This is a genomic window from Streptomyces sp. NPDC093109, assembly GCF_040701725.1.
GTDB lineage: Bacteria > Actinomycetota > Actinomycetes > Streptomycetales > Streptomycetaceae > Streptomyces.
The window spans coordinates 1-24774 of the sequence record NZ_JBFBEZ010000066.1; the positions used below are offsets into that span (position 1 = coordinate 1).

Genomic DNA, 24774 nt, shown 5'->3' on the forward strand with positions numbered 1-24774 from the left:
TAGTAGCTCCGCTACGAGGGCCTCTCGGCGCCTTGCGATCGCACGCACCACGCCCCGCTCCCTGATCCAGATCACAACCCCACACAGGCCCTAGACCGACCGCGCTGTGGCGCGCCCCTCATGCGTGTCACCGGGGTTCCGGCCGTACCAACCAGTCGGTAACGTGCCGGTATGACCACACTGCCCGAGCGTGCCGGACGGCGCTGTCACGCCGTCGTCAATCCACTCCACTCGGCCCTCTACTTCTCCCCCGACCTCACCCGCGAGTTCACGTTCCTCGGGGTCGACGACGCGCGGACCGCCTACTTCGCGGCCCGTTCCGCACCGCTCGGCCGCGTCGGCGCGGGGACCGTCACCGCGACCTTCTACAACTTCAAGCACGACCATGTCGCCCGGCATGTGCCGGGCGTCTGGGAAAAGGTCTCCCCCGAGGAGGCGCTCGCCGCGCGGCTGCGCGCCACCGACACGCTGCTGCGCCGGCTGCTCGGCGAGGAGGCCATCGCCTCGGCGGAGCTGGCCGAGGCGGCCGGGCTGGCGCTGCGTGCCGCGGAGGCGGCCACCGGCCCCGGCCGCCCGCTCCACGCGGCCAACGCCGGTCTGCCGGTGCCCGAAGCACCCCATCTGGCGCTCTGGCAAGCGGCGGCCGTGCTGCGCGAACACCGCGGCGACGGGCATCTCGCCCTTCTGCTGGCCGCCGAGCTCGACCCGCTGGAGGCGCTGGTCAGCCACACCGCGAGCGGCCGGGGCATGTCGCCCAAGTGGATCCTGGACAGCCGGGGGTGGAGCACGGCGGAGTGGGAGGCGGCCGAGGAGCGGCTGCGCGGACGCGGCCTGCTGGACACCGGCGGCAAGCTGACCGAGGCGGGCACCCGGCTCCGCAAGGAGCTGGAGAACGACACGGACCGGCTGGACCGGGCACCGTACGAGCACCTGGGCGCGGCGGGTGTGGCCAGGCTCACCGAGCTGGCGACGGGCTTCACCTCGGCGGCGCTGGCGGCCGGGGCGATCCCGGCCCACGTCTTCGGCTGAGAGCCCGCGGCCTCGGCTTCGGCACGTACGGCTCCCACCGGCCGCCCGCCCGCCGGTCGCGCCCGCCATTGTCAGCGCCACCTGCCACAATGCAGACGGCGGACGACAGAACAGCGGAGCGTGATCGTGACGACATCCATCGAAGGCAAGATCGCCGGGGAACTCGGCGTACGCGAGCGGCAGGTGAGGGCCGCTGTCGAGCTGCTCGACGGCGGCTCGACCGTGCCGTTCATCGCGCGCTACCGCAAGGAAGCGACCGAGATGCTCGACGACGCGCAACTGCGCACCCTGGAGGAGCGGCTGCGCTATCTGCGGGAGCTGGAGGACCGGCGGGCCGCGATCCTGGACTCCGTACGGGAGCAGGGCAAGCTCGACGACGCGCTGGAGGCGGCCATCCGGTCCGCCGACACCAAGGCGCGCCTGGAGGACATCTACCTGCCGTTCAAGCCCAAGCGGCGCACCAAGGCGCAGATCGCCCGTGAGGCCGGTCTGGAGCCGCTCGCCGAGGGGCTGTTGGGCGATCCTTCGGTGGAACCGCTCGCCGCCGCGACGGCGTTCGTCGACGCCGACAGGGGCGTCGCGGACCCGGCCGCCGCGCTGGAGGGCGCCCGCGCCATCCTCACCGAGCGGTTCTCCGAGGACGCCGACCTCATCGGTGAGCTGCGCGAGCGGATGTGGACCCGGGGCCGGCTCGTCGCGAAGGTGCGCTCCGGCAAGGAGGAGGCCGGGGCCAAGTTCGCGGACTACTTCGACTTCGCCGAGGCCTTCCCGCAGCTGCCCTCGCACCGGGTCCTCGCCATGTTCCGGGGCGAGAAGGAGGATGTTCTCGATCTGGTCATGGAGCCCGAGGAGCCGTCCGAGCAGCCGGGACCGAGCACGTACGAGACCATGGTCGCGCGGCGCTTCGGCGTCGCCGACCGGGGCCGCGCGGGCGACAAGTGGCTCGGTGACACGGTGCGGTGGGCCTGGCGGACCAGGATCCTGACGCACCTCGGGCTCGATCTGCGGCTGCGGCTGCGCACCGCCGCCGAGGACGAGGCCGTCCGCGTCTTCGCCTCGAACCTGCGGGATCTGCTGCTGGCCGCGCCGGCCGGGACGCGCGCCACGCTCGGCCTCGACCCCGGGTTCCGTACCGGGGTGAAGGTCGCCGTGGTCGACGCCACCGGCAAGGTCGTCGCCACGGACACGATCCACCCGCACGTTCCGGCCAATCGCTGGGAGGAGTCGCTCAGCAGGCTCGCCCGGCTGGCGAAGGAGCACGCGGTCGATCTCATCGCCATCGGCAACGGCACGGCCTCCCGGGAGACCGACAAGCTCGCCGGTGAGCTGTGCGCCCGGCACCCGGAGCTGAAGCTCACCAAGGTGATGGTCTCCGAGGCCGGTGCCTCGGTCTACTCCGCCTCCGCGTTCGCCTCGCAGGAGCTGCCGGAGCTGGACGTGTCGATCCGCGGCGCGGTCTCCATCGCGCGGCGGCTCCAGGACCCGCTGGCCGAGCTGGTGAAGATCGACCCCAAGTCCATCGGGGTCGGCCAGTACCAGCACGACCTGTCCGAGGTGAAGCTCTCCCGCTCGCTCGACACCGTCGTCGAGGACTGTGTCAACGGCGTCGGCGTCGATGTCAACACGGCGTCCGCGCCGCTGCTCTCGCGGGTGTCGGGGATCAGCGCGGGCCTCGCCGAGAACATCGTCGCCCACCGCGACACCAACGGGCCCTTCCGGTCCCGGCGCGCGCTCAAGGACGTGGCGCGGCTCGGCCCCAAGGCGTACGAGCAGTGCGCGGGCTTCCTGCGCATCCGGGACGGGGACGACCCGCTGGACGCCTCGTCCGTGCACCCCGAGGCGTATCCGGTGGTGCGGACGATGGTGAAGACCACCGGCGGCGAGGTCGCCTCGCTCATCGGGAACACCTCCGTGCTCCGGTCGCTGGAGCCCGGTGACTTCGTGAACGACTCCTTCGGGCTGCCGACCGTCACGGACATCCTCCGCGAGCTGGAGAAACCCGGCCGCGACCCCCGTCCGGCCTTCAGGACGGCCACGTTCAAGGACGGCGTCGAGAAGCTCGGCGACCTGGCGTCCGGGATGGTGCTGGAGGGCGTCGTGACGAACGTCGCGGCGTTCGGGGCGTTCGTGGACATCGGGGTGCACCAGGACGGGCTGGTCCATGTCTCGGCCATGTCCCGGAACTTCGTCAAGGACCCGCGCGAGGTCGTGAAGCCGGGCGATGTGGTCCGGGTCAAGGTCATGGACGTCGACATCCCGCGCAAGCGGATCTCGCTGACGCTGCGGCTGGACGACGAGGCGCCCACGGGCCAGGCGAAGCAGGAACGGTCGGCGGGCGGAGGCGGTGGCGGAGGCGGTGGCGGAGGCGGTGGCCGCGCGCCCCAGCAGCGGCAGGGCGGCGGCGGGGGCGGCCGACGGCAGGGTGCGGCGGCGCCGCAGTCCGGTGCGGCCAGGTCCGCGCCGGCTCCGGCGAACAGCGCGATGGCCGACGCACTGCGGCGGGCCGGGCTCACGGACCCGGGACGCGGCGGTAAGCGGTAAGCGGTAAGCGGTAGGTAGCGGGCCGTTCGGACGGTGGGCGGCGGCTGCGGCCCCGCCCACCGTCCGGTGCGACGGGGCTACGCCTCCGTCACCCGGCCGGCCTCCACCTCGAAGCGCCTGGTCGTGTGGACCGCGTTCAGCATGCGGCGGTCGTGGGTGACCAGGAGGAGCGTGCCGTCGTAGGAGTCGAGTGCCGACTCCAGCTGTTCGATGGCCGGCAGGTCCAGGTGGTTGGTGGGCTCGTCCAGGACGAGGAGGTTGACGCCCCGGCCCTGGAGCAGTGCCAGGGCCGCGCGGGTGCGTTCGCCCGGGGAGAGGGTCGTCGCCGGGCGGCTCAGATGGTCCGACTTGAGGCCGAACTTGGCGAGGAGCGTACGGATCTCGGCCGGTTCGGTGTCGGGGACGGCCGGGCGGAACGCGTCGAGGAGCGTCTCCGGTCCGTGGAAGAGCGCGCGGGCCTGGTCGACCTCGCCGACGACCACGCCGGAGCCCAGTGACGCGTGGCCCGCGTCCAGCGGGAGGCGGCCGAGGAGGGCCGCCAGCAGGGTGGACTTGCCGCTGCCGTTGGCGCCGGTGATGGCGACGCGGTCGGTCCGGTCGATCTGGAGCGTCACCGGGCCGAAGCGGAAGCCGCCCCGTACCACCTCGGCGCCGTTGAGCACCGCGACGACCGCGCCCGAGCGGTCGGCCGAGGCGATCTCCATCCGCAGCTCCCACTCCTTGCGTGGCTCCTCGACGACGTCCAGGCGCTCGATCAGCCGCTGTGTCTGGCGCGCCTTGGCTGCCTGCTTCTCGGTGGACTCCGTACGGAGGTTGCGGCCGATCTTGTCGTTGTCGGTCGCCTTGCGGCGGGCGTTCTTGACGCCCTTCTCCATCCAGGCGCGCTGGGTGCGGGCGCGGGCCTCCAGCGACGACTTCCTGTCCGCGTACTCGTCGAACTCCTCGCGGGCGTGGCGGCGGGCCGTCTCGCGCTCTTCGAGGTACGCCTCGTAGCCGCCGCCGAAGAGGGTGATCTTCTGCTGGGCCAGGTCGAGTTCGAGGATCTTGGTCACGGTGCGGACGAGGAACTCCCGGTCGTGGCTGACGACGACCGTACCGGCGCGCAGGCCGGTGACGAAGTTCTCCAGGCGTTCGAGGCCGCCCAGATCGAGGTCGTTGGTGGGCTCGTCGAGCAGGAAGATGTCGTACCGCGAGAGCAGCAGCGAGGCGAGGCCCGCGCGGGCGGCCTGGCCGCCGGAGAGGGTCGTCATGGGCTGGTCGAGGCCGACGGTCAGGCCGAGCGAAGCGGCGGTCTCCTCGGCGCGTTCGTCCAGATCGGCGCCGCCGAGGCTCAGCCAGCGCTCCAGCCCGACGGCGTAGGCGTCGTCGGCGCCGGGCGCGCCGTCCACGAGCGCCTGGGTGGCCTCGTCCAGCGCGGTCTGCGCGGCGGTGACGCCGGTACGGCGGCCGAGGAAGGCCCGTACCGTCTCGCCCGCGCGGCGCTCCGGTTCCTGGGGCAGATGGCCCACGGCGGCGGTCGGCGGGGAGAGCCGCAGCTGTCCCTGCTCGGCGGTGTCGAGTCCGGCGAGCAGCCGGAGCAGGGTGGATTTTCCGGCGCCGTTGGCGCCCACGAGTCCGATCACATCACCGGGCGCGACGACCAGGTCGAGTCCCGAGAAGAGTGAGCGGTCGCCGTGTCCTGCGGCGAGATCCTTGGCTACGAGCGTGGCAGTCATCAGACCGCCGATCCTAACGGGGGGCCGCGGAACGGGGCACACCGTGCCGCGCGGGCACACCGTCGGGCGCGGGCGCCGCGGTGCGCCGGGATCGTGACCATGGTCACGATCGTGTACGGGACCCACCCCGATTCGGCCGCGGTCCACCCGCCGAATGGGCCTGGCAGCCGGATTCCGCTACGGTCCGGGGCATGAGCGGCAGCAAGAGCGATGTGATCGTGGTCGGCGGCGGGGTCATCGGGCTGACCACCGCGCTGGTTCTCGCGGAGAGCGGCCGTCGCGTCGGGCTGTGGACCCGCGATCCGGTCGCCCGGACCACCTCGGCGGTGGCGGGCGCGCTGTTCTGGCCGTACCGCATCGAGCCCGCCCACCGGGTCGCCGGCTGGCTGGAGCAGTCTCTGCGCCACTACGAGGAGCTCGCGCTGACGCCGGAGCGGACCGGGGTGCGGATGGTGACCGGGCTGATGACGGACACCCCGATCGACGGTCTCGGCAGCTGGGCCACGAAGGTGCGCGGGCTGCGCGAGGCGCACGCGGGGGAGCTGCCGGAGGGGTTCGGCCAGGGGCTGCGGGCGACCGTGCCGCTGATCGACATGCCGGTCCATCTGCGGTATCTCAAGACGCGGTTGCGGGCGGCGGGCGCGCTGGTGGAGCGGCGTACGGTGACCGGTTTCGACGAGCCGGCCCGCGAGGCGGAGGTGGTGGTCGACTGCACCGGGCTCGGCGCCAGGGAGCTGGCGTCGGATCCGTCGGTGCATCCGGTGCGCGGGCAGGTCGTCATCGTGGAGAACCCGGGGATAGCCGAGTGGTTCGTGGGGACGGTGCCCGGGACGGTCGAGATGACCTATGTCTTTCCGCAGCCGTACGGGGTGCTGCTCGGCGGGACCTCGACCGACCACTCCTGGGATCTGGGGCCCGACGCGGCCGAGGCCGACGCGATCGTCGCGCGCTGCGTCAGGATCAGACCCGAGCTGGCCGGGGCGCGGGTGCTGGAGCACCGGGTGGGGCTGCGGCCCGCGCGCCCGAGGGTACGGCTGGAGGCCGTACCCCTGCCGGGCGGCGGACGGCTGGTGCACAACTACGGGCACGGCGGCGCGGGTGTCACCGTGGCCTGGGGGTGCGCGGCGGAGGCCGCGCGGCTGGCGGTGGGCTGACGGCTCAGCAGGCCACGGGGGTCCCCTCCGTGAGGTGGTACTCGGCCCGTTCGTCGAGGAGCAGCGCCGCCAGGGTGCGCTGCGACTGCCGCAGCGGTACGAAGGCGCCCTTGCCCACGGGGACGGCCAGCACGCCGTGCAGGGCGAGCCGCTCCTTGACGTCCGCGTACTGGGCGGCGTCGAGGCGGTAGCCGCAGGGCGGGTTCTGGATGGTCTGCTCGGGGGTGGCGGGTTCGTTGTCCGCGCCGCCGAGGTAGATCGGTCCGCGGTCCGCGAGGCCGGCCAGCCGGGCGTTCGCCGTGGCGACCGCGATCCGGCCGCGGCGCTCGTCGGTGAAGGTGAACAGGCCCTTCAGCGCGTCGAGTTGGCTGGTCACCCGGCGCCGGTTGTTGAGCGCGTCATCGGCCTTCTCCGCGTCGGTGAGCGGGTTGACGCGGCTCTCGATGAGCAGTCCGATCGCGTGTTTGACGCCGGACGCGTTGCGCAGGATGCGCTCCTGGCCGTCGCCGGCGGTCTGCCGGATGGGATCGCCGGAGACCGGGTCGGTCCAGATGCCGTACGTGCCGATGGAGTGGCCGGCGGCGCTCGCGGCGGGGCGGACGTACCGCTCCGACAGGGCCTGCGACTCGTCGTGCACATGGGGATCGGTGTTGAGGTTGCGCGGCCAGAGGTCGAAGAGGTCCTTGTCGTAGTAGGGCGGGGTGGCGCCGTACTCGTGCAGGTCGTAGATGATGTCCGGCCGCCGGTCGCGGATGACGGCGGCCATGGCGCGGCCCTCGGCGGTGGCGAGTTCGATGTGGTCGCGGTTGATGTCGACGCCGTGGGAGTTGCCGCGGGTGTTGGCGGCGCGGCCGTCCGGGTTGGCGGTGGGCAGGACGAGGACGCTCGTGCGGGCGAGGAAGCGCTTCGTGGCGCTGTCCTTCGCGTAGGCGAGATCGCGGACCGTCGTCAGACACGCCTCGCGGCCGGAGGGCTCGTTGCCGTGCTGGCTGCACACGAGCAGGACGGTGGCGGGCGCGTGCCGGGCGCCGAGCTCCACGAGCTGGAGCGGGCGGCCCCGTTCGGTGGTGCCGATGGTGGTGAGGGAGGCGGCGCCGCCCCGGGCGACCTCGGCGAGGAACTCCTGTTCCTGCGGCTGACTGGTCCAGGCCGTACCGCCGTTGGCCTCGAAGCCGGTGCGCGGCGGTGCGGAGGCGGGGGCGGCCTGGGCGGTGACGGCCTGGGCGGGGAGCGTGGTCGTCGGGACGACGAGCGCCGCGGTGGCCATCGCCAGGGCGAGAGAGAGTCGGGGGCGGAGTGTCATCAACTGCGGTCTCCCGGGATCGGCTGGGTCGGACGGTGGGGGGCCACACCGCTCGGGCGGGACGCGGGCGGTGTGCTGTACGACGGGACGGTGCCGGTGGTGGCGCGGTCGAACGCGGCGGCGCCGCCTACGAGGGGCAGCCGCGCGGCCGTCCGGGCCAGATCGAGGGTGAGGGTGGGGGTGGTGGCGGGCGGGTCGACGAGACCGCGGTCGGTGCCCGCCACGATCAGGGCGAGCCGGTGGCCGGCCGGCACGACATGGTCGCTCGCGGCGAGTTCGAGGGTGACGGTGTACGGGGTCCCGGGGACCAGCGGGCCGTCCGGGGCCGGGTGTCCGAGGTCGGCCCAGCCCCGGCTGAAGACGGTGTGGCCCACGGTGGCGGTGCGGGTGGCGGTCTCCCGGTAGCAGGAGCTGTCGGCGGTGGTGCTCGGCCCCCAGCAGGTGCGTTCGGTGAGGGTGGTGATGCCCTCGCCGGCGGCGCCGTAGTCCCTGATGGTGTCGGGTCCGAGGTCGACGAGGACGGCGGAGAGGTGTGCGCCGGTGGTGGACGGGGTGGCGGTGACGGTGACCTTCGAGGAGCCGGACAGCCGCAGCGGCCGGCTGAGGGGGGCGGTGACGAAGCCCGACTTGGCGGCGGTGGAGCGGTCGACGGCGGCGGCCCAGTCCTGCTCGCCCAGGCGCCGGTCGTCGGTGAACGTCTCGGTGGCGCCGGGCTTCGCGGCCGTACGGGTCAGGGTGCCGACGCCGGGGAGTCCGCCCGTACCGGGGCGCAGGGTGGTGGTGGCGGTGGTGCGCGGCGGCCAGACGCGGTCGGTGGACCACTGGTCGGGGGCGCGCTCGATGTCGGCCATGGGTTCGCGGTCGATGCCGTTCGCGTACCCGAGGAGATAGTGGTCGAACCAGCGGTGCAGGGTGTCGGTCCAGGCGGTGCGGCGGAAGTCGAACGGGTCGACATGGCCGGTCTGGGAGAGCCAGATCTTGCGCTCGACGCCCGCGTCGGCGAGGGCGTCCCACCACTGTCCGAGGTGCTTGGTGCGGACGTTGAGGTCCTGCATGCCGTGGACGGCGAAGACGCTGGCCTTCACCTTGCGGGCGTCGCGTACGTAGTCGCGCTCGTTCCACAGCGGGGTCCGGTCGCCGCTCCGGGGCGCTCCGTCGACGAGGTCGCGCTGGACGGCCTGGCAGCGGGCGCGGGCGGCGGGGCTCTCGACGTAGTTGGAGAGCCAGTCGGGTCCTGAGCTGTAGAGGGGTGCGCCCTGCTGGAAGTAGTAGTCGTACCAGGAGCTGATCGCGCCGATGGGAACGATCGTCCTGAGGCCCTTGACGCCGGTGGCCGCGACGCCGTTGGCGACGGTGCCGTCGTAGCTCTTGCCGATCATGCCGGTGGCGCCGGTGCTCCAGTCGGCGCGTACGGCGGTGGTGCCGGTCAGGGTGGCGTAGCCGGGGGCGCGGCCGTTCAGCCAGTCGACGACGGCCTTGGCGGACTGGATGTCGGAGCGTCCGCCGACATCGACGCAGCCGTCGGAGCGGTTGGTGCCGGCGAGGTCGACGGCGGCGAAGGCGTAGCCGCGGGGGACGAAGTAGTTGTCGTAGTAGAGCGGGAAACTCAGCGGGTTGCCGTCCGCGTCGTACGTCTTGCGCTGGCTCTCGTTGCCCCGGCCGCAGCAGGAGTAGTACGGGCTGGCGTCCATGATGACGGGGATCTTCCGGCCCCGGCGGGCGGGTTCGGACGGGCGGACGATGTCGACGGCGACGCGGTCGGTCCTTCCGTCGCCGTCCCCGTCGAGCCCGGTGTCCACCCAGACGGTCTCGCGGATGGCGTTCTCGTACGAGTGGACCGGCTCGCTCACCTTCACCTTCGACGGCGGTGCGGCCGGGGCCGGCCCGGTGGCGTGTGCCGCTCCCGCCGGGGCGACGAGCACCCCGCACAGGGCGGCGGACGCGACCGCGACCAGGGTTCTGTACGACCAGCGGGCTCCTCGCGCTCGGATCTCCATGGGGCGGAAGCTACCCCGGTCAACTCCCGTTCAAAAGAGTGCCTGTCCGGTACGGCCGGGACGGCGGCGGCCGGATCCGTACGGTCGTGGGCGGCGTCCGGCAGGAGGTGAGAGCGCTCCCGGCGGGGCGATGGGAGCGGTTACGCTGTGCCCGGTCCCGCTTTGTCCCCCGCCGAGGAGCGCACGCCGTGCCGTCCGAGCCGCCCGAGCCGTTTCCCGGGTCCCGACCGACGCTCGAAGCCGTCGCGTCGCGGGCCGGCGTCTCCCGGGCCACGGCCTCCCGGGTGGTGCGCGGCGGCGCGGGGGTGCGCGAGGCGCTGGCCGAGAAGGTGCGCAGGGCCGTGGCGGAGCTGGGGTACGTACCGAACCACGCGGCCCGCACCCTGGTGACCCGGCGCACCGGCGCGGTCGCTGTGATCATCGCCGAGCCGGAGGTGCGGATCTTCTCCGATCCGTTCTTCTCCCGGCAGATCCGCGGCATCAGCAGGGAACTGTCCGCGCACGACACCCAGTTGGTGCTGCTCCTGCTCGACGGTCCTGGCGACCACGACCGGCTCGCGCGCTATCTCGCGGGCGGTCACGCCGATGGCGCGCTCGCCTTCTCACTGCACGCCGACGACCCGATCCCGGCGATCATCCGGCGGGCCGGGCTGCCGACGGTATACGGCGGCCGGCCGGCGGCGGACCTGGCGGGGTGGGTGCGGTACGTGGACGCCGACAACCGGGGCGGCGCCCGTGCGGCGGTGCGGTATCTGCGCGGACTGGGCCGGCGGCGGATCGCGCATATCGCCGGGCCGCTCGACCAGACCTCGGCGCTCGACCGGCTCGACGGCTACCGGGACGAGCTGGCGCCCGGCGCGGATCCGGCGCTGATCGCCGAGGGCGCGTTCACCGAGGAGAGCGGGGCGCTGGCCATGGCGGCGCTGCTGGAGCGGTGCCCCGATCTGGACGCGGTCTTCGCCGCCAACGATCTGATGGCCTCGGGCGCCCTGCGCGTCCTCAAGGAGCGCGGCCGGGCGGTGCCCGGCGAGGTGGCGCTGGTCGGATTCGACGACATGGACGCGGTCGCCGCGGCCACCGACCCGCCGCTGACCACCGTCCGGCAGGACGTCGAGGGGATGGGCCGGCTGATGGCGCGGCTGCTGCTGCGCGACCTGGGCCGGGCGCTCCCGGAGCCGGCCGGGGCGCGGAAGTCCGAGGGCGGTCCCGCGCCCGCCTCGGTGATCACCCCGACCACGCTGATACGGCGCGCCTCGGCCTGATCCCGGGTTGGCGGGTCACGGGTCACGGGTCACGGCTCCCCGGTCACGGATCACTTCACCGTTCCCGAAGTCGTGTCCGCGCGCGCGTCCGCGCGCGTGTCCGCGCACATCGCGGCCTCGTCCCGGCTCGGTTCACTCAGCTCCCCCGCGCCCGGCCGCCGCGAGCACTGCCGCGCGCTGCTGGACGACATGGTCATCGCCCATCTGACGGCGGAGCAGGGCTGATACGGCGGCGGCCGGGCGGGTCACGGCAGAGGCCGGGGTCAGGCGTCAGGCGTCCGTGAACGTGTCGCCCTTCTCCGCCTTGGCCACCAGCAGCACCGGCGGTTCGAAGCGCTCGCCGTACAGCTCCGCCAGCTCGCGGGCGCGCGCGACATAGCCGGGCAGGCCGCCCTCGTAGCCGTTGATGTACTGGAGCACGCCGCCCGTCCACGCCGGGAAGCCGATACCGAGGAGCGAGCCGATGTTGGCGTCGGCGACCGAGGCCAGGACGGACTCCTCCAGACAGCGCACGGCGTCCAGCGACTCGGCGAAGAGCATCCGCTCCTTCATGTCGCGGAACGGGACGTCGGTGGCGTCCGTACAGAAGTGCTCGCGCAGCCCGGGCCAGAGCCGGACCCGGGCGCCGTTCTCGTCGTACTCGTAGAAGCCCGCGCCGGCGGCCCGGCCGGTGCGGCCGAACTCGTCCACCATCTGGTCAATGACCCACTCGGCGGGGTGGCCGGTCCAGGTGCGTCCTGCCTCCTCCTCCGCCCGCTTGGCCTCGTCGCGGATACGGCGCGGCAGGGTGAGCGTCAGCTCGTCCATCAGCGCGAGCACCTTGCCGGGGTAGCCGGCCTGCGCGGCGGCCTGTTCGACGGAGGCGGGCTCGATGCCCTCGCCGAGCATGGCGACGCCCTCGTTGAGGAACTGGCCGATCACCCGCGAGGTGAAGAAGCCGCGTGCGTCGTTGACGACGATCGGGGTCTTGCCGAGGGCGCGTACGAGGTCGAAGGCGCGGGCCGCCGCCTCGTCGCCGGTCGCCGCACCCCTGATGATCTCGACGAGCGGCATCCGGTCGGCCGGGGAGAAGAAGTGCAGTCCGATGAAGTCGGCGGGCCGGGAGACGCCTTCGGCGAGCGTGCCGATGGGCAGGGTGGAGGTGTTGGAGCAGAGCAGCGCGTCGGGGGCCACGATGTCCTGGATCTCCTGGAACACCCGCTGCTTGAGCGCGGTGTCCTCGAAGACCGCCTCGATCACCACGTCGCAGCCGGCGAGCGCGGCGGGGTCGGCCGCGGGGGTGATCCGGGCGAGCAGCGCGTCGCGGTCGGCCCCGGTCGTACGGCCCCGGGCGAGCGCCTTGGCGAGCTGCTTCTCCGCGTACGCCTTGCCGCGGTCGGCGGCCTCCTGGGAGACGTCCTTGAGGATGACGTCGAAGCCGGCGCGCGCGCAGGCGTACGCGATGCCCGCGCCCATCATCCCGGCGCCGAGGACGGCCACCCGGCGGACCTCGCGCGGCGGGATGCCCTCGGGGCGGCTCGCGCCGGAGTTGACGCTCTGGAGGTCGAAGAAGAACGCCTGGGTCATGTTCTTCGCCGTCTGTCCGGTGACCAGACCGGTGAAGTAGCGGGCCTCGATGGTCTGCGCGGTCTCGAAGTCGACCTGCGAGCCCTCGACGGCCGCCGCGAGGATGGCGCGCGGCGCGGGGTACGGGGCGCCCCCGAGCTGTTTGGTCAGGTTCGCGGGGAACGCCGGGAGCTGCGCGGCCAGGCGCGGGCTCGACGGCGTACCGCCGGGGATCCGGTACCCCTTGATATCCCAGGGCTGCCGCGATTCCGGGTGGGCGTCGATGAAGGCGCGGGCCCGGTCGAGCATCTCCTCGGTGGTGGCGGCGACTTCGTGGACCAGCCCGTTCTCCAGGGCGCGCGCCGGGGTGTACCGGGTCCCCTGGAGCAGCACCTTGAGCAGCGCGTCGGCGATGCCCAGGAGCCGTACGGTACGGGTGACCCCGCCACCGGCGGGCAGCAGACCGAGCGTGACCTCGGGCAGCCCGATCCGGGAGCCGGGGGCGTCGAGGGCGATGCGGTGGTGGCAGGCGAGGGCGATCTCGTAACCGCCGCCCAGGGCAGCGCCGTTGATCGCGGCGACGACGGGCTTGCCGAGGGTCTCGATGCGCCGCAGGGCGTGCTTGACGGCCATGCCGCCCTCGAAGATCCGCCGGGCGTCCGCCGGGCCGTACGTGATCATCTCCTTGAGGTCGCCGCCCGCGAAGAAGGTCTTCTTGGCGGAGGTGACGATGATGCCGCGGATCGCGTCGCGCTCGGCCTCGGCGCGGGCGGCGACCGCCTCGACGGAGTCCCGGAACGCCTGGTTCATGGTGTTGGCGGACTGGTCCGGGTCGTCGAGGACCAGGGTGACGACGCCGGTGTCGTCCCGCTCCCAGCGGATGGCCGGGGAGTCGGGGAAGGCCGGGGCGGTGGGCTCGCTCATGCTGCTGCTCCGTATCGGGGAGTTCCGTATCGGGGAGTGCCGGGACGGGGATCGGGTGCGGACCGGGCCGGTCAGACGCGTTCGACGACGGTGGCGACGCCCATGCCGCCGCCGACGCAGAGCGTGACGAGCCCGTACCGCTTGTCCTGGCGCTCCAGTTCGTCGACGAGGGTGCCCAGGAGCATGGCGCCGGTGGCCCCGAGCGGGTGGCCTAGCGCGATGGCACCGCCGTTGACATTGACCTTGTCGAGGGTGAGGTCCATGTCGTCGACGAAGCGCAGGACGACGGCGGCGAACGCCTCGTTCATCTCGACGAGGTCGATGTCGTCGATGGTCAGCCCGGCCTTGGCGAGGGCCTTGCGGCTGGCGGGGGCCGGTCCGGTGAGCATGATCGTCGGCTCGGAGCCGCAGACGGCGGCCGAGACGATCCGGGCGCGCGGCGTCATCCCGTACCGTTCGCCGGTCTCCCGGGAGCCGATGGCGACGAGCGCCGCGCCGTCCACGATGCCGGAGGAGTTGCCCGCGTGGTGGACATGGTCGATCGCCTCGACCCCGTGGTACTTCTGGAGCGCGACCGCGTCGAAGCCGCCGGCCTCTCCGATCGCCGCGAAGGACGGCTTCAGCGCGGCGAGCGAGTCGGCGGTGGTGCCGGGGCGCGGGTGTTCGTCGTGGTCGAGGACGGTGAGTCCGTTGAGGTCCAGGACCGGCACCACCGAGCGGGCGAAGCGGCCCTCCTTCCACGCGGCGGCGGCCCGTTCCTGGGAGAGCGCCGCGTACTCGTCGACATCGCGCCTGCTGTAGCCGCCGAGGGTGGCGATCAGGTCGGCGCCGATGCCCTGGGGGGCGAAGCCGACCGCGAAGCTGGTCATCGGGTCCATCGCCCAGGCACCGCCGTCGGAGCCCATCGGCACGCGCGACATCGACTCGACGCCGCCCGCGAGGACCAGATCCTCCCAGCCGGAACGGATCTTGGCGGCGGCCAGGTTGACGGCTTCGAGGCCGGAGGCACAGAAGCGGTTCTCCTGCACTCCGGCGACGGAGTCGGGCAGTCCGGCGGCGACGGCCGCGATCCGGGCGATGTCCGAGCCCTGGTCGCCGAGCGGGCTGACCACACCGAGGACGATGTCGTCGATGGCCGCCGGGTCGAGCGCGGGGAACCGGGCGCGGATCTCGTGGATCAGGCCGACGACGAGATCGATGGGTTTGGTGCCGTGCAGGGCGCCGTTGGCCTTGCCTCGGCCGCGCGGGGTGCGGATCGCGTCGTACACGAACGCTTCGGTACTCACGGCGACTGCCTTTCGGTTCGGTCGGATGCGTCGGATGCGTCGGGCCCATCGGCGGGGGCCGGGTCCGGGTCCGGCAGCCCCCAGTCGCGGGCGACCTCGGCGGCGTCCGCGCCCGGCTTCGCGGGCGGCCTGCGCAGGGACCCCGGGGTGGCGGAGAAGCGGGGCGCGGGAGCGGGCTGGAGGGTGCCCGCGTGGTCGGTGAAGGTGGCGCGGGCCACCAGATGCGGGTGGGCGGGTGCCTCGCGGAGTGTGAGTACGGGCGCCACGCAGGCGTCCGAACCCTCGAAGACCGCCGTCCACTCGGCGCGGGTCCGCGTCAGGAACCGGGCGGCGACGGCCTCCCGCAGCTCGTCCCAGCGTGCGAAGTCCGTACGGGCGGGCAACTCGTCGGCGATGCCCAGCAGTTCGGTGAACTCGCGGTAGAAGCGCTGCTCCAGCGCGCCGACCGCCATATAGGCGCCGTCGGACGTCTCGTACGTACCGTAGAAGGGGCTGCCGCCGTCGAGCAGGTTGGCGCCGCGCCGGTCCTGCCAGCCGCCGGCGGCCATCATCGCGTGGAACATGGTGGTGAGATGGGCGGAGCCGTCCACGATCGCCGCGTCGACCACCTGTCCCGCGCCGTCCGGGGTACGGGCGTGCTGGAGCGCCGCGAGCACCCCGATGACCAGGTAGAGCGCGCCGCCCGCGTAGTCGCCGAGCAGATTGGCCGGCAGCGCGGGCGGCTCCTCGGCCTTGCCGATCATGGAGAGCGCGCCGCTGACGGCGAGGTAGTCGATGTCGTGCCCGGCCCGTTCGGCGAGCGGTCCTTCCTGGCCCCAGCCGGTCATCCGCCCGTACACGAGCCGCGGATTACGTGCCAGGCACACATCGGGGCCGATGCCGAGGCGCTCCGCGACGCCCGGCCGGTACCCCTCGATCAGGATGTCGGCGCGCTCGGCGAGTTCGAGGACACGGGCCGCGCCCTGCGGGGTCTTGAGGTCGATGAGCACGGAGCGCTTGTTGCGGTTGGTGAGGTCGTGCGCCGGATCGATGCCGAGTCCGGGACCGCCGGGCCGGTCGACGCGTACGACGTCGGCGCCGAGGTCGGCGAGCGTCATCGCGGCGAAGGGCCCGGGGCCGATCCCGGCCAGTTCGACCACGCGTACGCCGGTCAGCGGACCGCTTCCTGTCGCTGCCATGAGGCTCCCGTGCGCTCAGGGCCGGATTCCGGCCCACCCGATGTCACACCGCGATGCTAAACGAGCAAGCGCTTAGAAGCCGCCCCCTGGCCGCTGTCGAGCCTGCGCCGTGGCCGGCGCGGCGAAGCGTTAGCCTTCGGCTCGGCAACGTCGCCGTACCGATGGTGGAGGGCCCATGGCCAGCAGGAACGGGGCGGAACGCCCGTACGACATCGTGCTCTTCGGTGCGACGGGCTTCACCGGAGCGCTCACCGCGGAGTATCTCGCCGCCCATGCGCCGGAGGGCTGCCGGTGGGCCGTGGCGGGGCGCGACCACGCCCGTCTTGAGCGGCTGCGCGAGCGGCTCACCGCGATCGATCCGCGCTGCGCCGTCCTGCCCGTGCTGCGCGCCGATGTGCGCGACCCGGACTCGCTGCGGGCGCTCGCGGAGTCCGCGCGGGTGATCGTCTCCACCGTCGGTCCGTATCTCTGGTACGGCGAAGGGCTGGTCGCGGCCTGCGCGGAGGCGGGAACGGACTACGCCGATCTGTGCGGCGAGGCGGAGTTCACGGACCGGATGTATCTGCGTCACGACGTACGCGCCCGGGAGACCGGCGCGCGGCTGGTGCACGGCTGCGGCTTCGACTCCGTACCGGCCGACCTGGGCGTGCAGTTCACCGTCGAGCGGCTGCCCGAGGGCGTCCCGCTCCGGGTGGACGGCTTCGTCCGGGCCAACGCCGCCTTCTCCGGCGGGACCCTGGCCGCCACCGTGACCGCCATGAGCCGCGGCCGGCAGCTGCTGGCGGCGGCGCGGGAGCGGCGGCTGTACGAGCCGAGGCCGGCGGGCCGGCGGGCCGGGGCCTCGTTCGGCGCGCCGCGCTTCAGCCGGGAGACCGGGACCTGGGTCCTGCCGCTGCCCGCCCCCGACCCCTGGGTCGTGGCGCGCTCCGCCGCCGCGCTGCCCCGCTACGGCCCGGACTTCGGCTACCGGCACTACGCGTCGCTGCGGTCCCTGCCGGCCGCGCTGACCGCCCCGGTGCTCGCCGGCGGACTGCTCGCGGCGGCCCAACTGCCCCCGGCCAGAAGGGCGCTGCTGGGGCGGTACGCGCCGGGTACGGGCCCGGACGCCGCGCGCAGAGGGGCGAGCCGGTTCTCGGTGCGCTTCGTCGGCACGGGCGGCGGGCGGCGGGTGTTCACCGAGGTCGCGGGCGGCGATCCGGGCTACGACGAGTCGGCCAAGTCGCTGGCCGAGTCGGCGCTCTGCCTCGCCTTCGACGAACTGCCCGGCACCGCGGGGCAGGTCACCACGGCGGTGGCGATGGGCGGCGCGCTGCGGGAGCGGCTGCGGGCGGCGGGGACGGTGTTCCGGGTCGCCGACAGCAGGTCCCTCGACTGAGCGGGCGGCGGAGGACGGGCGTCACGCGGGCGCGGCGCGCCGTACCGTCGTACCCTTTCGCCGTCACGCACCGCGACGCTACTGTGACCGCAGCGAATCGGGCCGAACGGCCCTACCGCAGAACCGACTTGCCGATGTAGGGGCATTGACGGTTCATCAATCATGCGTTTATCGCGGCAGGGCACGCTGTCCGGTATGCCGATGAACATCACCACCAGCACCACGACCGACCGCGCGAAGAAGGAACTCTCCTGGCAGGAGAGTGCGTTGTGCGCCCAGACCGGCCCCGAGTTCTTCTTCCCCGAGCCCGGCTCCTCCACCCGCGAGGCGAAGCGCCTCTGCGGCGCCTGCGAGGGCCGGGTCGCCTGCCTCCAGTACGCCCTCACCCACGACGAGCGCTTCGGCGTGTGGGGCGGCCTCTCCGAGAAGGAGCGCCACCGCCTCCGGCGCGCCGGAGGCTGAGCGGCCCGCTCCCCGCTCAGCGGGCGGGGATGCGGAAGGTGTCCCCGTACATCTGCCAGGTCAGCGGGGGTTCCAGCGCCATGTTGCCGTCCCTCAGGAACACCCGCTGAGCGGTGTCGATCCGCGACGAGTCCCGCTGGGACACGACGGACTTCGTCTTCATCACCTGTCGGCCGACGTCCAGGAAGGCGTTCAGATACGTCTTCTCGTCACCGCCGTCGGCCACGGTGTCCGCCCGCTCCCTCGCGGCCTTCCGGATGCCGTGGAACCCCCGTGCGTCGGTGCCGGAACCGTGCAGGACCATCGCGTCGTAGTAGATGAACTGCCCCAGGGTGCCGAGGCCGTCCAGCTTGGCGAGCCGTACGGCCGGTTCGAAGTAGAGCCGGTCGCGGGTACGGTCCTGCGCCGCGCGGAACTCCGGGGATTCGGCGGCCTTCGCCCAGGCCGCCGGGAAGCCCGGGTCGAGGCCCTCGTGCGAGTCGGTGCCGTCGACCGCGCGCAGCGCGGGCAGGTAGCGCGCGAGCGGGTTGTCCGGGTGGCTCCTGGTGTACGACGTGACGAGGTCGAGCATGTCGGCGGTGCCGGAGCAGAAGCCGATGATCCCGGCCGTGTAGCCGTTGCCGTCGCCGAGATCCTCGATGGCGCCGTACTGTCCGCGCCAGTCGAGCGTGGAGTGGTCGGCGCTCGCCATGATCTTCGCCGCGATCTCCTTCATCTCCGGATCGGCCAGCCCCGGCGGAAGCGCGTCGAGCCGGCGCTCCGCCTCGTCGTCCGCCTTGCCGTCCGCCTTGTCGTCCGCCTTGCCGTCCGCCTTCTCGGGAGCGTCACTGCGGCCGGGGTGCTCCGGCGGATGGTCGGCGAGCACCTCGGAACCGCCACCGCCGCCGAAGAGTACGGCGGCGGCGATGAGCACGGGGGCACCGATGAGGAAGAGACGGGTGACGGGCTTCATCCGGCCCAGGGTAGGGGGCCGGGCCCGGCAGCCGAAAGCCCGTCCCCCGTACCACCGGTGAGCGGTCCGGGGGTACGGGGGACGGGATGGATTCCGTTACGGCGAAGGAATCTTGACGGTGCGTCAGATATGTCCGGCGCGGCGGTCAGCCGGCCGCGCGGGCCGCCATCCGCGCCTTGCGGGCGGCGAGCTTCTCGTCGAACTTGCTCGCCTCGCTGTTCAGGCCGCCCATGTAGAGGCCCAGTTCCTCCTGCGCCTTGAGACCCTCGGGGCCGAGACCGCTTATGTCCATGACCTTCAGGTAGCGCAGTACCGGCTGGATCACGTCGTCGTGGTGGATCCGCAGGTTGTAGATCTCGCCAATGGCCATCTGCGCGGCGGCCCGCTCGAAGCCCGGCATGCCGTGCCCCGGCATCCGGAAGTCCACGACCACGTCACGGACGGACTGCATCGTCAGGTCCGGGGCGAGCTCGAAGGCGGCGGCCAGCAGGTTCCGGTAGAAGACCATGTGCAGGTTCTCGTCGGTGGAGATCCGCGCCAGCATCCGGTCGCAGACCGGGTCGCCCGACTGGTGCCCGGTGTTGCGGTGCGAGACGCGGGTCGCCAGCTCCTGGAAGGCGACGTACGCGACGGAGTGCAGCATCGAGTGCGCGTTGTCCGACTCGTAGCCCTCCGCCATGTGCGCCATCCGGAACTGCTCCAGCTGGTCCGGGTCGACGGCGCGCGAGGTGAGCAGGTAGTCGCGCATCACGATGCCGTGCCGGCCCTCCTCGGCGGTCCAGCGGTGCACCCAGGTGCCCCAGGCGCCGTTCCGGCCGAAGAGCGAGGCGATCTCGTGGTGGTAGCTGGGGAGGTTGTCCTCGGTGAGCAGATTGACCACCAGCGCGATCCGGCCCACCTCCGTGACCTTCGACTGCCCGCGCTCCCACGCCTCGCCGTCCTCGTAGAACCCGGGGAAGTTCCGGCCGTCGGACCAGGGGACGTACTCGTGCGGCATCCAGTCCTTCGCCACCTTGAGATGGCGGTTCAGCTCCTTTTCCACCACCTCTTCCAGGGCGAACAGCAGCCGGGCGTCTGTCCAGGCGTCCGACGAACTGCCGAGGTGGGGAGAGGTGATCGACACGGGTGCTCCAGGGGGACGGGAGGTGTACCTACGGGTTCGTAGGTTACGACACCGTAGGTTAAGGCCGCAGTAAGCCGGAGGCCAAGCCCGGACGGCGGAAAGGTCGTTGCGCTCCGTTATGTACGCAGGTCGCGTACGCGTACGGAGAGGCAGGTCACGCACCCTTCGAGCTTCTCGAACTCGCTGATATCGACCGGGACCGGGGTGTGTCCGAGATCCGCGAGCAGCTCGGCCGTCCGGGGCGCGCTCGCCGCGAGCAGGAGTTTTCCCTCGCCCAGCAGGACCACATGGCCCCCGGACTCCTCCGGCACGGGCAGAAAGCGCGGGAAGAGCGACGGGGTGTCCACCAGCGGCCCGTACCCGATGACCGTGGCATCGGGCAGCGCGGTCACCGCGGACTTGAGGTGCAGCACCCGCTGTACGGGTACGGCCACCACGCGCGCCCCGAGCGGCTCGAACGCGGCGCGCAGCTGCCGCACTCCGTCCGCGTTCGTCCGGCCGCCCCTGCCGACGTACACGGTGTCGCCGGCCTTGAGCACATCGCCGCCGTCCAGCGTGCCCGGCTCCCGCACCCGGTTGACGGAGCAGCCGAGCGCGACGAGTTCCGCCTCGACGGCGGCCGTCTCCGGGCGCCGGGAGGGGGCGCCGGGCCGGGCGATCAGGGCGACGTTCCGGAACATCACGACGGTGTCCTCCACGAACACCGCGTCCGGGCAGTCGTCGGCCGCCGGCACCTCGACGGTCTCCCAGCCGTGGGCGCGCAGCGTCCGCGCGTACGCCTCCCACTGCCGGAGCGCGAGGCCGGTGTCGACGGCGGTGCGCGAGATGTGCGTGACCAGCCCTTCGGCGAGTCGCGGGCCGGGGCGGCGGATCAGGGCCTTCACGCGGGACACGGCGGACCTCCAGGTCGGCGGGTGTGCGGGTACGGGTACGGGTACGGGTGCGGGTACGGGTCGATGGGCGGCCGGGGTCGGACCGGCGCGCCCATCATGACCCGCCGCCCGTCACCCGGTCCCCCGTACCTCCTCGGCGGTGGTGTCGCGCAGCTCCCCGTCGAGGAGCAGCCAGCGGGTCGGGCCGAGGGACTCCAGGAACGGCACGTCGTGGCTCGCCACGATCAGCGCGCCCTCGTACGACTCCAGCGCGGCGGTGAGCCGGCGCACGCTCGCCAGGTCGAGGCTGTTGGTCGGCTCGTCGAGCATCAGCAGCCGCGGCGCCGGTTCGGCGAGCAGCAGGGCCGCCAGGGAGGCCCGGAAGCGTTCGCCGCCCGACAGGGTGCCGGCCTGCTGATCCGCCCGCGCGCCCCGGAAGAGGAAGCGGGCGAGCTGGGCCCGGACGGTGCGGTGGGTGGCCGAGGGGGCGAAACGCGCCATGTTCTCCACGACGCTCAGCCCGTCGTCGAGGACATCGAGCCGCTGCGGCAGGAAGCGCAGCGGCACATGGGCCAGCGCCTCACCGGCGACCGGTGGCAGCTCCCCGGCGATCGTGCGCAGCAGGGTGGTCTTGCCCGCGCCGTTGCGCCCGACCAGCGCGATCCGCTCCGGGCCGTGGATCGCGTACTCGCCGCGCACCTCGGCGCCGTACCGCAGCCGCAGTTCGCGCAGGGTCAGCACGCTCCGGCCCGGGTGGACCTTCGTGTGCGGCAGCTCGATGCGGACCTCGTCGTCGTCCCGTACCGCCTCCACCGCCTCGTCCAGGCGCTCCTTCGCCCGGTCGAGCCGCTCGATGTGGGTGGCGCGGTGCCGGCCCGCGGACTCCTGGGCGGACCGCTTGCGCGCGTTCATCACGATCCTCGGCTCGCGCTTGCTGTCGTGCATCTTCTGGCCGTAGCGCTTGCGCCGGGCCAACGCCGTCCGGGCTTCGGCCAGTTCGCGTTTCTGGCGCTGGACATCGGCCTCCGCGGCACGCACCGCGCGCTCGGCCGCCGTCTGCTCCCGGTCGAGCGCCTGCTCGTAAGCGGAGTGGTTGCCGCCGTACCAGCGCACCTCGCCGTCCCGCAGTTCGGCGATCCGGTCGACGCGCTCCAGCAGCTCCCGATCGTGGCTGACCACGATCAGCACGCCGGGCCAGGAGTCGACGGCGCGGTGGAGCCGCCGCCGGGCGGGCAGATCGAGGTTGTTGGTCGGCTCGTCGAGCAGGAGGACGCCGGGGCGGGCCAGCAGCAGCGCGGCCAGCCGGAGCAGGACGCACTCGCCGCCCGACAGCTCGCCGATGGTCCGGTCGAGGCCGGTCCGGCCCAGGCCGAGCTGGTCGAGGGTGGCGGTGGCCCGTTCCTCGACGTCCCATTCGTCGCCGACGGCCGCGAAGTGCTCCTCCCCCGGGTCACCGGCCTCGATGGCGTGGAGGGCGGCCCGGGTCGCGGCGATACCGAGGGCTTCGTCCACCCGCAGCGCGGTGTCGAGCACCACGTTCTGCGGGAGATATCCGATCTCGCCCGTGACGTCGATCCGGCCGGCGGCCGGGGCGATTTCACCGGCGAGCAGTTTCAACAGGGTTGATTTACCGGATCCGTTGAGTCCGATGAGCCCGGTTCTGCCGGGGCCGACGGCGAACTGGAGGCCGTCGAGGACCACGGTCCCGTCGGGCCGGGCGAAGGACAGTCCTGTGCAGGTGAGCCGGGCGGGGGTGGTGGGCATGGGAGGGTGTCTCTCCGGTCGTCGCGGGGGTGGTGGGCAACGTATGGAGACACCGCGAGGGGAAGAGGGGATCCCGGTCGAGGAGGGGACGGCTGGGCAGCCGAGGTCACACCCGTACACACAGCGCGGCCGGATACGGCGGGACTGTGCGGCGCGGTGTCTCAGGACCTCAGATGCGCAACGTCCTACTCCGATCGACGACAACAGGACATCACCCACCGTAGGAAGGGTGACGGGGGTCGTCAACGCGTTTTCGGTGTGGCGGGTGTGGCGTGGCGGGTCAGCGGGGGTGGTGGGTCAGCGGGCGTCGCGGAGCAGTTCGGTCAGGTCGTGGTCGAGATTGAGGTAGAGGTACTCGCGGCCGGCCGGGACGAGCCCGTGCACCCGCTCCAGGAAGCGCCGCAGCTCCGTGGTGCGCAGATGCACCATCGCGGTCCCCTCGGGTGCGTGGAACTCCAGGACCGTGCGCCCGTAACCGAACGGCCGCACCCGCACATCGCCCACTCCGGCGGCCTCGGTCATGCCGGTGGCCAGCAGCTCGCGGGAGAACTCCCAGGTCACCTCGGTGCCCTCCAGCGTCGCGGGCGGCGGGAAGGCCATCCGTACGGCGAAGGGGTCGTCCTGGTCGTAGTGGAGCGTCGCGGGCACGATTTCCATCCGAGGCGCGGACGAAACGAGTCTGGCGTGCACAGCCTGCTCGATGACGGGTGACATGTCCTGCTCCCCTTCGTCGCACGAGGGCCCGACGCCGTCGGACCAGGTATCGATCGCGGTTTCCCACAGGGAAAGACGGTGGACGGGCCCAATACGTGCGCGAAAAGGGAGTGACCTGTGTCACCGTCGGACCTACCGCGGCGCCTCGCGGTACGGGGCCAGCCCGGGGGCGGTCTTCGTCGCGGTGAACTCGGTGATCCGGTACACGCACACGCCGCCGGTCACGAACGGATCGCCCGCCGTCAGCCGCTCCACCTCGGCGCGATCGTCGCCGACCGCCAGGATCACGCCGCCGTCGCGGGGGTTCTTCCGGCCGGAGGCGAGGAAGACACCGTCCGCGTATCCGGCGTCCAGCCAGGCCACGTGGTCGTCGAGCAGGGCCTCGACGCGCTCGATGGGCTCGGTATAGGTCAATTCCAGTACGAACATGATCGCCAGCCTAGGCCCTGCCCGGCACATCCCTCTGGCTACGCTGTGATCATCATGGCAATGATCAGAACGCCCGCCGACGAGGCCGAGGCCCGCGCCGTCCAGGACGAGCTGCGGGGTCTGGTCATCCGCGACGAGCCGGGTCCGCCGCCCGGTACGGGCCTGGTGACCGGCGTCGATGTGGCGTACGACGACGAGCGCGACGTGGTCGCGGCGGCGGCCGTCGTGCTGGACGCGGCGACGCTCGCGGTGGTCGAGGAGGCCACCGCCGTGGGGCGGGTGGCCTTCCCGTACGTTCCCGGTCTGCTGGCCTTCCGGGAGATCCCGACGGTCCTGGCCGCCCTCGCGGGGCTGACGTCGGATCCCGGCCTGGTGGTCTGCGACGGCTACGGCCTCGCCCATCCGCGCCGCTTCGGGCTCGCCGCGCACCTCGGCGTCGTCACCGGGCTGCCGGTGCTCGGCGTCGCGAAGAACCCGTTCACCTTCTCGTACGAGCCGCCGGGCCCGCGGCGCGGCGACTCCTCGCCGCTGGTCGCCGACGACGGCGAGGAGGTCGGCCGCGCGCTGCGTACGCAGGCGGGGGTGAAGCCGGTCTTCGTCTCTGTCGGCCACCGCGTCGATCTGGCGACCGCCTGCGCGCACACGCTGCGCCTGGCCCGCGACTACCGGCTGCCCGAGTCCACCCGGCGCGCGGACGCGCTCTGCCGCCGGGCGCTGCGCGAGGCGACGGCGTAATCCTCTTCGGGGTAACGCGCCCGCGACCTGTTCAGGTCTTTTCAGGAACCGGCCGGCTTCGCGTACTCCCCGTAACCGACCCAGTCGACCACCACGCACGGCTCGTCGCCGAGCACCCAGGCGTCGTGGCCGGGTGCCACGGAGAGGAAGTCGCCGGGGCCCGCCTCCGCCGCGTCGCCGTCGTCCATGACGATCCTGATCCGGCCGCTGACGATGTAGCCGGCATGGGCGGCTTCACAACTGTCCGTGCCGGCAAGGGGCTTGACGTGCTGGGACCATCGCCAGCCCGGCTCGAATACCGCCCGGCCGACCGGGCCGTTCTCCGTGTTGATGACGTCGAGCCGGCCCATGCCGCCCTCGAACGGACGGCTCTCGTCAGGCTCGTCGAAATTCACGCACATCATTTCTCTGGAC

General features: G+C 72.7%; 21 protein-coding genes. 8 read left to right on the forward strand and 13 right to left on the reverse strand.

Annotated features, from left to right (window positions below):
- The first annotated feature begins 171 nt into the window (after nucleotides 1-171).
- Nucleotides 172-1029, forward strand: coding sequence for a hypothetical protein (locus AB0389_RS35755; protein ID WP_366399741.1), 858 nt, complete (start codon nucleotides 172-174; stop codon nucleotides 1027-1029).
- A gap of 126 nt (nucleotides 1030-1155) precedes the next feature.
- Nucleotides 1156-3570 carry a Tex family protein gene (locus AB0389_RS35760; RefSeq protein WP_366399742.1) on the forward strand — a complete coding sequence of 805 codons (2415 nt, stop codon included), beginning with the start codon at nucleotides 1156-1158 and terminating at the stop codon, nucleotides 3568-3570.
- Nucleotides 3571-3647: 77 nt separating this feature from the next.
- Here the strand turns inward: AB0389_RS35760 and AB0389_RS35765 are convergent, their stop codons facing one another.
- Nucleotides 3648-5285: an ABC-F family ATP-binding cassette domain-containing protein gene (locus AB0389_RS35765; RefSeq protein ID WP_366399743.1), complete on the reverse strand. Its 1638-nt coding sequence runs from the start codon at nucleotides 5283-5285 to the stop codon at nucleotides 3648-3650.
- A 191-nt stretch (nucleotides 5286-5476) separates the two neighbouring features.
- Between AB0389_RS35765 and AB0389_RS35770 the strand changes: the two genes are divergently transcribed.
- Nucleotides 5477-6439, forward strand: a complete 963-nt coding sequence (locus AB0389_RS35770) for an FAD-dependent oxidoreductase (protein ID WP_366399744.1) — start codon at nucleotides 5477-5479, stop codon at nucleotides 6437-6439.
- Nucleotides 6440-6443: 4 nt separating this feature from the next.
- Here AB0389_RS35770 and AB0389_RS35775 read toward each other — a convergent pair whose 3' ends face one another.
- Both AB0389_RS35775 and AB0389_RS35780 read right to left on the reverse strand, forming a co-directional pair.
- Nucleotides 6444-7742, reverse strand: coding sequence for a M14 family metallocarboxypeptidase (locus AB0389_RS35775; RefSeq protein ID WP_366399745.1), 1299 nt, complete (start codon nucleotides 7740-7742; stop codon nucleotides 6444-6446).
- Nucleotides 7742-9739: a Xaa-Pro dipeptidyl-peptidase gene (locus tag AB0389_RS35780; RefSeq protein WP_366399746.1), complete on the reverse strand. Its 1998-nt coding sequence runs from the start codon at nucleotides 9737-9739 to the stop codon at nucleotides 7742-7744. Before AB0389_RS35780 ends, AB0389_RS35775 begins: the two co-directional genes overlap by 1 nt.
- A gap of 188 nt (nucleotides 9740-9927) precedes the next feature.
- Here AB0389_RS35780 and AB0389_RS35785 point away from each other — a divergent pair, with 188 nt between their 5' ends.
- Both AB0389_RS35785 and AB0389_RS35790 read left to right on the forward strand, forming a co-directional pair.
- On the forward strand, nucleotides 9928-11001 hold the full coding sequence (locus AB0389_RS35785) for a LacI family DNA-binding transcriptional regulator (protein WP_366399747.1): 1074 nt from the start codon (nucleotides 9928-9930) through the stop codon (nucleotides 10999-11001).
- A 72-nt stretch (nucleotides 11002-11073) separates the two neighbouring features.
- Nucleotides 11074-11226 (forward strand): hypothetical protein, encoded by a 153-nt coding sequence (locus AB0389_RS35790; RefSeq protein WP_366399748.1) that lies wholly within the window; start codon nucleotides 11074-11076, stop codon nucleotides 11224-11226.
- A 45-nt stretch (nucleotides 11227-11271) separates the two neighbouring features.
- Here AB0389_RS35790 and AB0389_RS35795 read toward each other — a convergent pair whose 3' ends face one another.
- The 3 genes from AB0389_RS35795 to AB0389_RS35805 all read right to left on the reverse strand — a co-directional run bounded on the left by AB0389_RS35795 (nucleotide 11272) and on the right by AB0389_RS35805 (nucleotide 15934).
- On the reverse strand, nucleotides 11272-13470 hold the full coding sequence (locus AB0389_RS35795) for a 3-hydroxyacyl-CoA dehydrogenase NAD-binding domain-containing protein (protein ID WP_366399749.1): 2199 nt from the start codon (nucleotides 13468-13470) through the stop codon (nucleotides 11272-11274).
- 71 nt (nucleotides 13471-13541) lie between these two features.
- Nucleotides 13542-14756: an acetyl-CoA C-acetyltransferase gene (locus tag AB0389_RS35800; RefSeq protein ID WP_366399750.1), complete on the reverse strand. Its 1215-nt coding sequence runs from the start codon at nucleotides 14754-14756 to the stop codon at nucleotides 13542-13544.
- The gene (locus AB0389_RS35805) at nucleotides 14753-15934 is read right to left on the reverse strand and encodes a CaiB/BaiF CoA-transferase family protein (RefSeq protein ID WP_366399751.1); all 1182 of its coding nucleotides are present in this window, start codon (nucleotides 15932-15934) and stop codon (nucleotides 14753-14755) included. The genes AB0389_RS35800 and AB0389_RS35805 overlap by 4 nt, the downstream gene beginning before the upstream one ends.
- Before the next feature lie 175 nt (nucleotides 15935-16109).
- Between AB0389_RS35805 and AB0389_RS35810 the strand changes: the two genes are divergently transcribed.
- Both AB0389_RS35810 and AB0389_RS35815 read left to right on the forward strand, forming a co-directional pair.
- Nucleotides 16110-17309, forward strand: a complete 1200-nt coding sequence (locus AB0389_RS35810) for a saccharopine dehydrogenase NADP-binding domain-containing protein (protein WP_366399752.1) — start codon at nucleotides 16110-16112, stop codon at nucleotides 17307-17309.
- Nucleotides 17310-17504: 195 nt separating this feature from the next.
- Entirely contained in the window at nucleotides 17505-17771 is a 267-nt protein-coding gene (locus tag AB0389_RS35815) for a WhiB family transcriptional regulator (protein WP_366399753.1), read from the forward strand.
- A 16-nt stretch (nucleotides 17772-17787) separates the two neighbouring features.
- On the opposite strand, the gene AB0389_RS35820 is transcribed toward AB0389_RS35815, so the two are convergent.
- The 6 genes from AB0389_RS35820 to AB0389_RS35845 form a co-directional block, all read right to left on the reverse strand.
- Nucleotides 17788-18723, reverse strand: a complete 936-nt coding sequence (locus AB0389_RS35820) for a chitosanase (RefSeq protein ID WP_366399754.1) — start codon at nucleotides 18721-18723, stop codon at nucleotides 17788-17790.
- A gap of 145 nt (nucleotides 18724-18868) precedes the next feature.
- On the reverse strand, nucleotides 18869-19846 hold the full coding sequence (locus AB0389_RS35825; RefSeq protein WP_366399755.1) for an acyl-ACP desaturase: 978 nt from the start codon (nucleotides 19844-19846) through the stop codon (nucleotides 18869-18871).
- 116 nt (nucleotides 19847-19962) lie between these two features.
- Nucleotides 19963-20739, reverse strand: a complete 777-nt coding sequence (ddaH, locus tag AB0389_RS35830) for a dimethylargininase (RefSeq protein ID WP_366399756.1) — start codon at nucleotides 20737-20739, stop codon at nucleotides 19963-19965.
- A 111-nt stretch (nucleotides 20740-20850) separates the two neighbouring features.
- Nucleotides 20851-22482: an ABC-F family ATP-binding cassette domain-containing protein gene (locus AB0389_RS35835; protein ID WP_366399757.1), complete on the reverse strand. Its 1632-nt coding sequence runs from the start codon at nucleotides 22480-22482 to the stop codon at nucleotides 20851-20853.
- Between the two features lie 297 nt (nucleotides 22483-22779).
- Nucleotides 22780-23196 (reverse strand): SsgA family sporulation/cell division regulator, encoded by a 417-nt coding sequence (locus AB0389_RS35840; RefSeq protein ID WP_366399758.1) that lies wholly within the window; start codon nucleotides 23194-23196, stop codon nucleotides 22780-22782.
- A 132-nt stretch (nucleotides 23197-23328) separates the two neighbouring features.
- On the reverse strand, nucleotides 23329-23625 hold the full coding sequence (locus tag AB0389_RS35845; protein WP_366399759.1) for a YciI family protein: 297 nt from the start codon (nucleotides 23623-23625) through the stop codon (nucleotides 23329-23331).
- 54 nt (nucleotides 23626-23679) lie between these two features.
- On the opposite strand from AB0389_RS35845, the gene AB0389_RS35850 reads away from it, so the two are divergent.
- Nucleotides 23680-24360: an endonuclease V gene (locus tag AB0389_RS35850; RefSeq protein ID WP_366399760.1), complete on the forward strand. Its 681-nt coding sequence runs from the start codon at nucleotides 23680-23682 to the stop codon at nucleotides 24358-24360.
- Between the two features lie 41 nt (nucleotides 24361-24401).
- On the opposite strand, the gene AB0389_RS35855 is transcribed toward AB0389_RS35850, so the two are convergent.
- The gene (locus AB0389_RS35855) at nucleotides 24402-24764 is read right to left on the reverse strand and encodes a cupin domain-containing protein (RefSeq protein WP_366399765.1); all 363 of its coding nucleotides are present in this window, start codon (nucleotides 24762-24764) and stop codon (nucleotides 24402-24404) included.
- Between the last annotated feature and the right edge of the window lie 10 nt (nucleotides 24765-24774).

Excerpts from the sequence above, each read along its gene's own strand:
- AB0389_RS35755 (WP_366399741.1), top strand. The coding sequence starts at position 172 with ATGACCACACTGCCCGAGCGTGCCGGACGGCGCTGTCACGCCGTCGTC.
- AB0389_RS35765 (WP_366399743.1), bottom strand. The coding sequence starts at position 5,285 with ATGACTGCCACGCTCGTAGCCAAGGATCTCGCCGCAGGACACGGCGAC.
- AB0389_RS35770 (WP_366399744.1), top strand. The coding sequence starts at position 5,477 with ATGAGCGGCAGCAAGAGCGATGTGATCGTGGTCGGCGGCGGGGTCATC.
- AB0389_RS35775 (WP_366399745.1), bottom strand. The coding sequence starts at position 7,742 with ATGACACTCCGCCCCCGACTCTCTCTCGCCCTGGCGATGGCCACCGCG.
- AB0389_RS35780 (WP_366399746.1), bottom strand. The coding sequence starts at position 9,739 with ATGGAGATCCGAGCGCGAGGAGCCCGCTGGTCGTACAGAACCCTGGTC.
- AB0389_RS35795 (WP_366399749.1), bottom strand. The coding sequence starts at position 13,470 with ATGAGCGAGCCCACCGCCCCGGCCTTCCCCGACTCCCCGGCCATCCGC.
- AB0389_RS35805 (WP_366399751.1), bottom strand. The coding sequence starts at position 15,934 with ATGGCAGCGACAGGAAGCGGTCCGCTGACCGGCGTACGCGTGGTCGAA.
- AB0389_RS35810 (WP_366399752.1), top strand. The coding sequence starts at position 16,110 with ATGGCCAGCAGGAACGGGGCGGAACGCCCGTACGACATCGTGCTCTTC.
- AB0389_RS35815 (WP_366399753.1), top strand. The coding sequence starts at position 17,505 with ATGCCGATGAACATCACCACCAGCACCACGACCGACCGCGCGAAGAAG.
- AB0389_RS35820 (WP_366399754.1), bottom strand. The coding sequence starts at position 18,723 with ATGAAGCCCGTCACCCGTCTCTTCCTCATCGGTGCCCCCGTGCTCATC.
- AB0389_RS35835 (WP_366399757.1), bottom strand. The coding sequence starts at position 22,482 with ATGCCCACCACCCCCGCCCGGCTCACCTGCACAGGACTGTCCTTCGCC.
- AB0389_RS35840 (WP_366399758.1), bottom strand. The coding sequence starts at position 23,196 with ATGTCACCCGTCATCGAGCAGGCTGTGCACGCCAGACTCGTTTCGTCC.
- AB0389_RS35845 (WP_366399759.1), bottom strand. The coding sequence starts at position 23,625 with ATGTTCGTACTGGAATTGACCTATACCGAGCCCATCGAGCGCGTCGAG.
- AB0389_RS35850 (WP_366399760.1), top strand. The coding sequence starts at position 23,680 with ATGGCAATGATCAGAACGCCCGCCGACGAGGCCGAGGCCCGCGCCGTC.
- AB0389_RS35855 (WP_366399765.1), bottom strand. The coding sequence starts at position 24,764 with ATGATGTGCGTGAATTTCGACGAGCCTGACGAGAGCCGTCCGTTCGAG.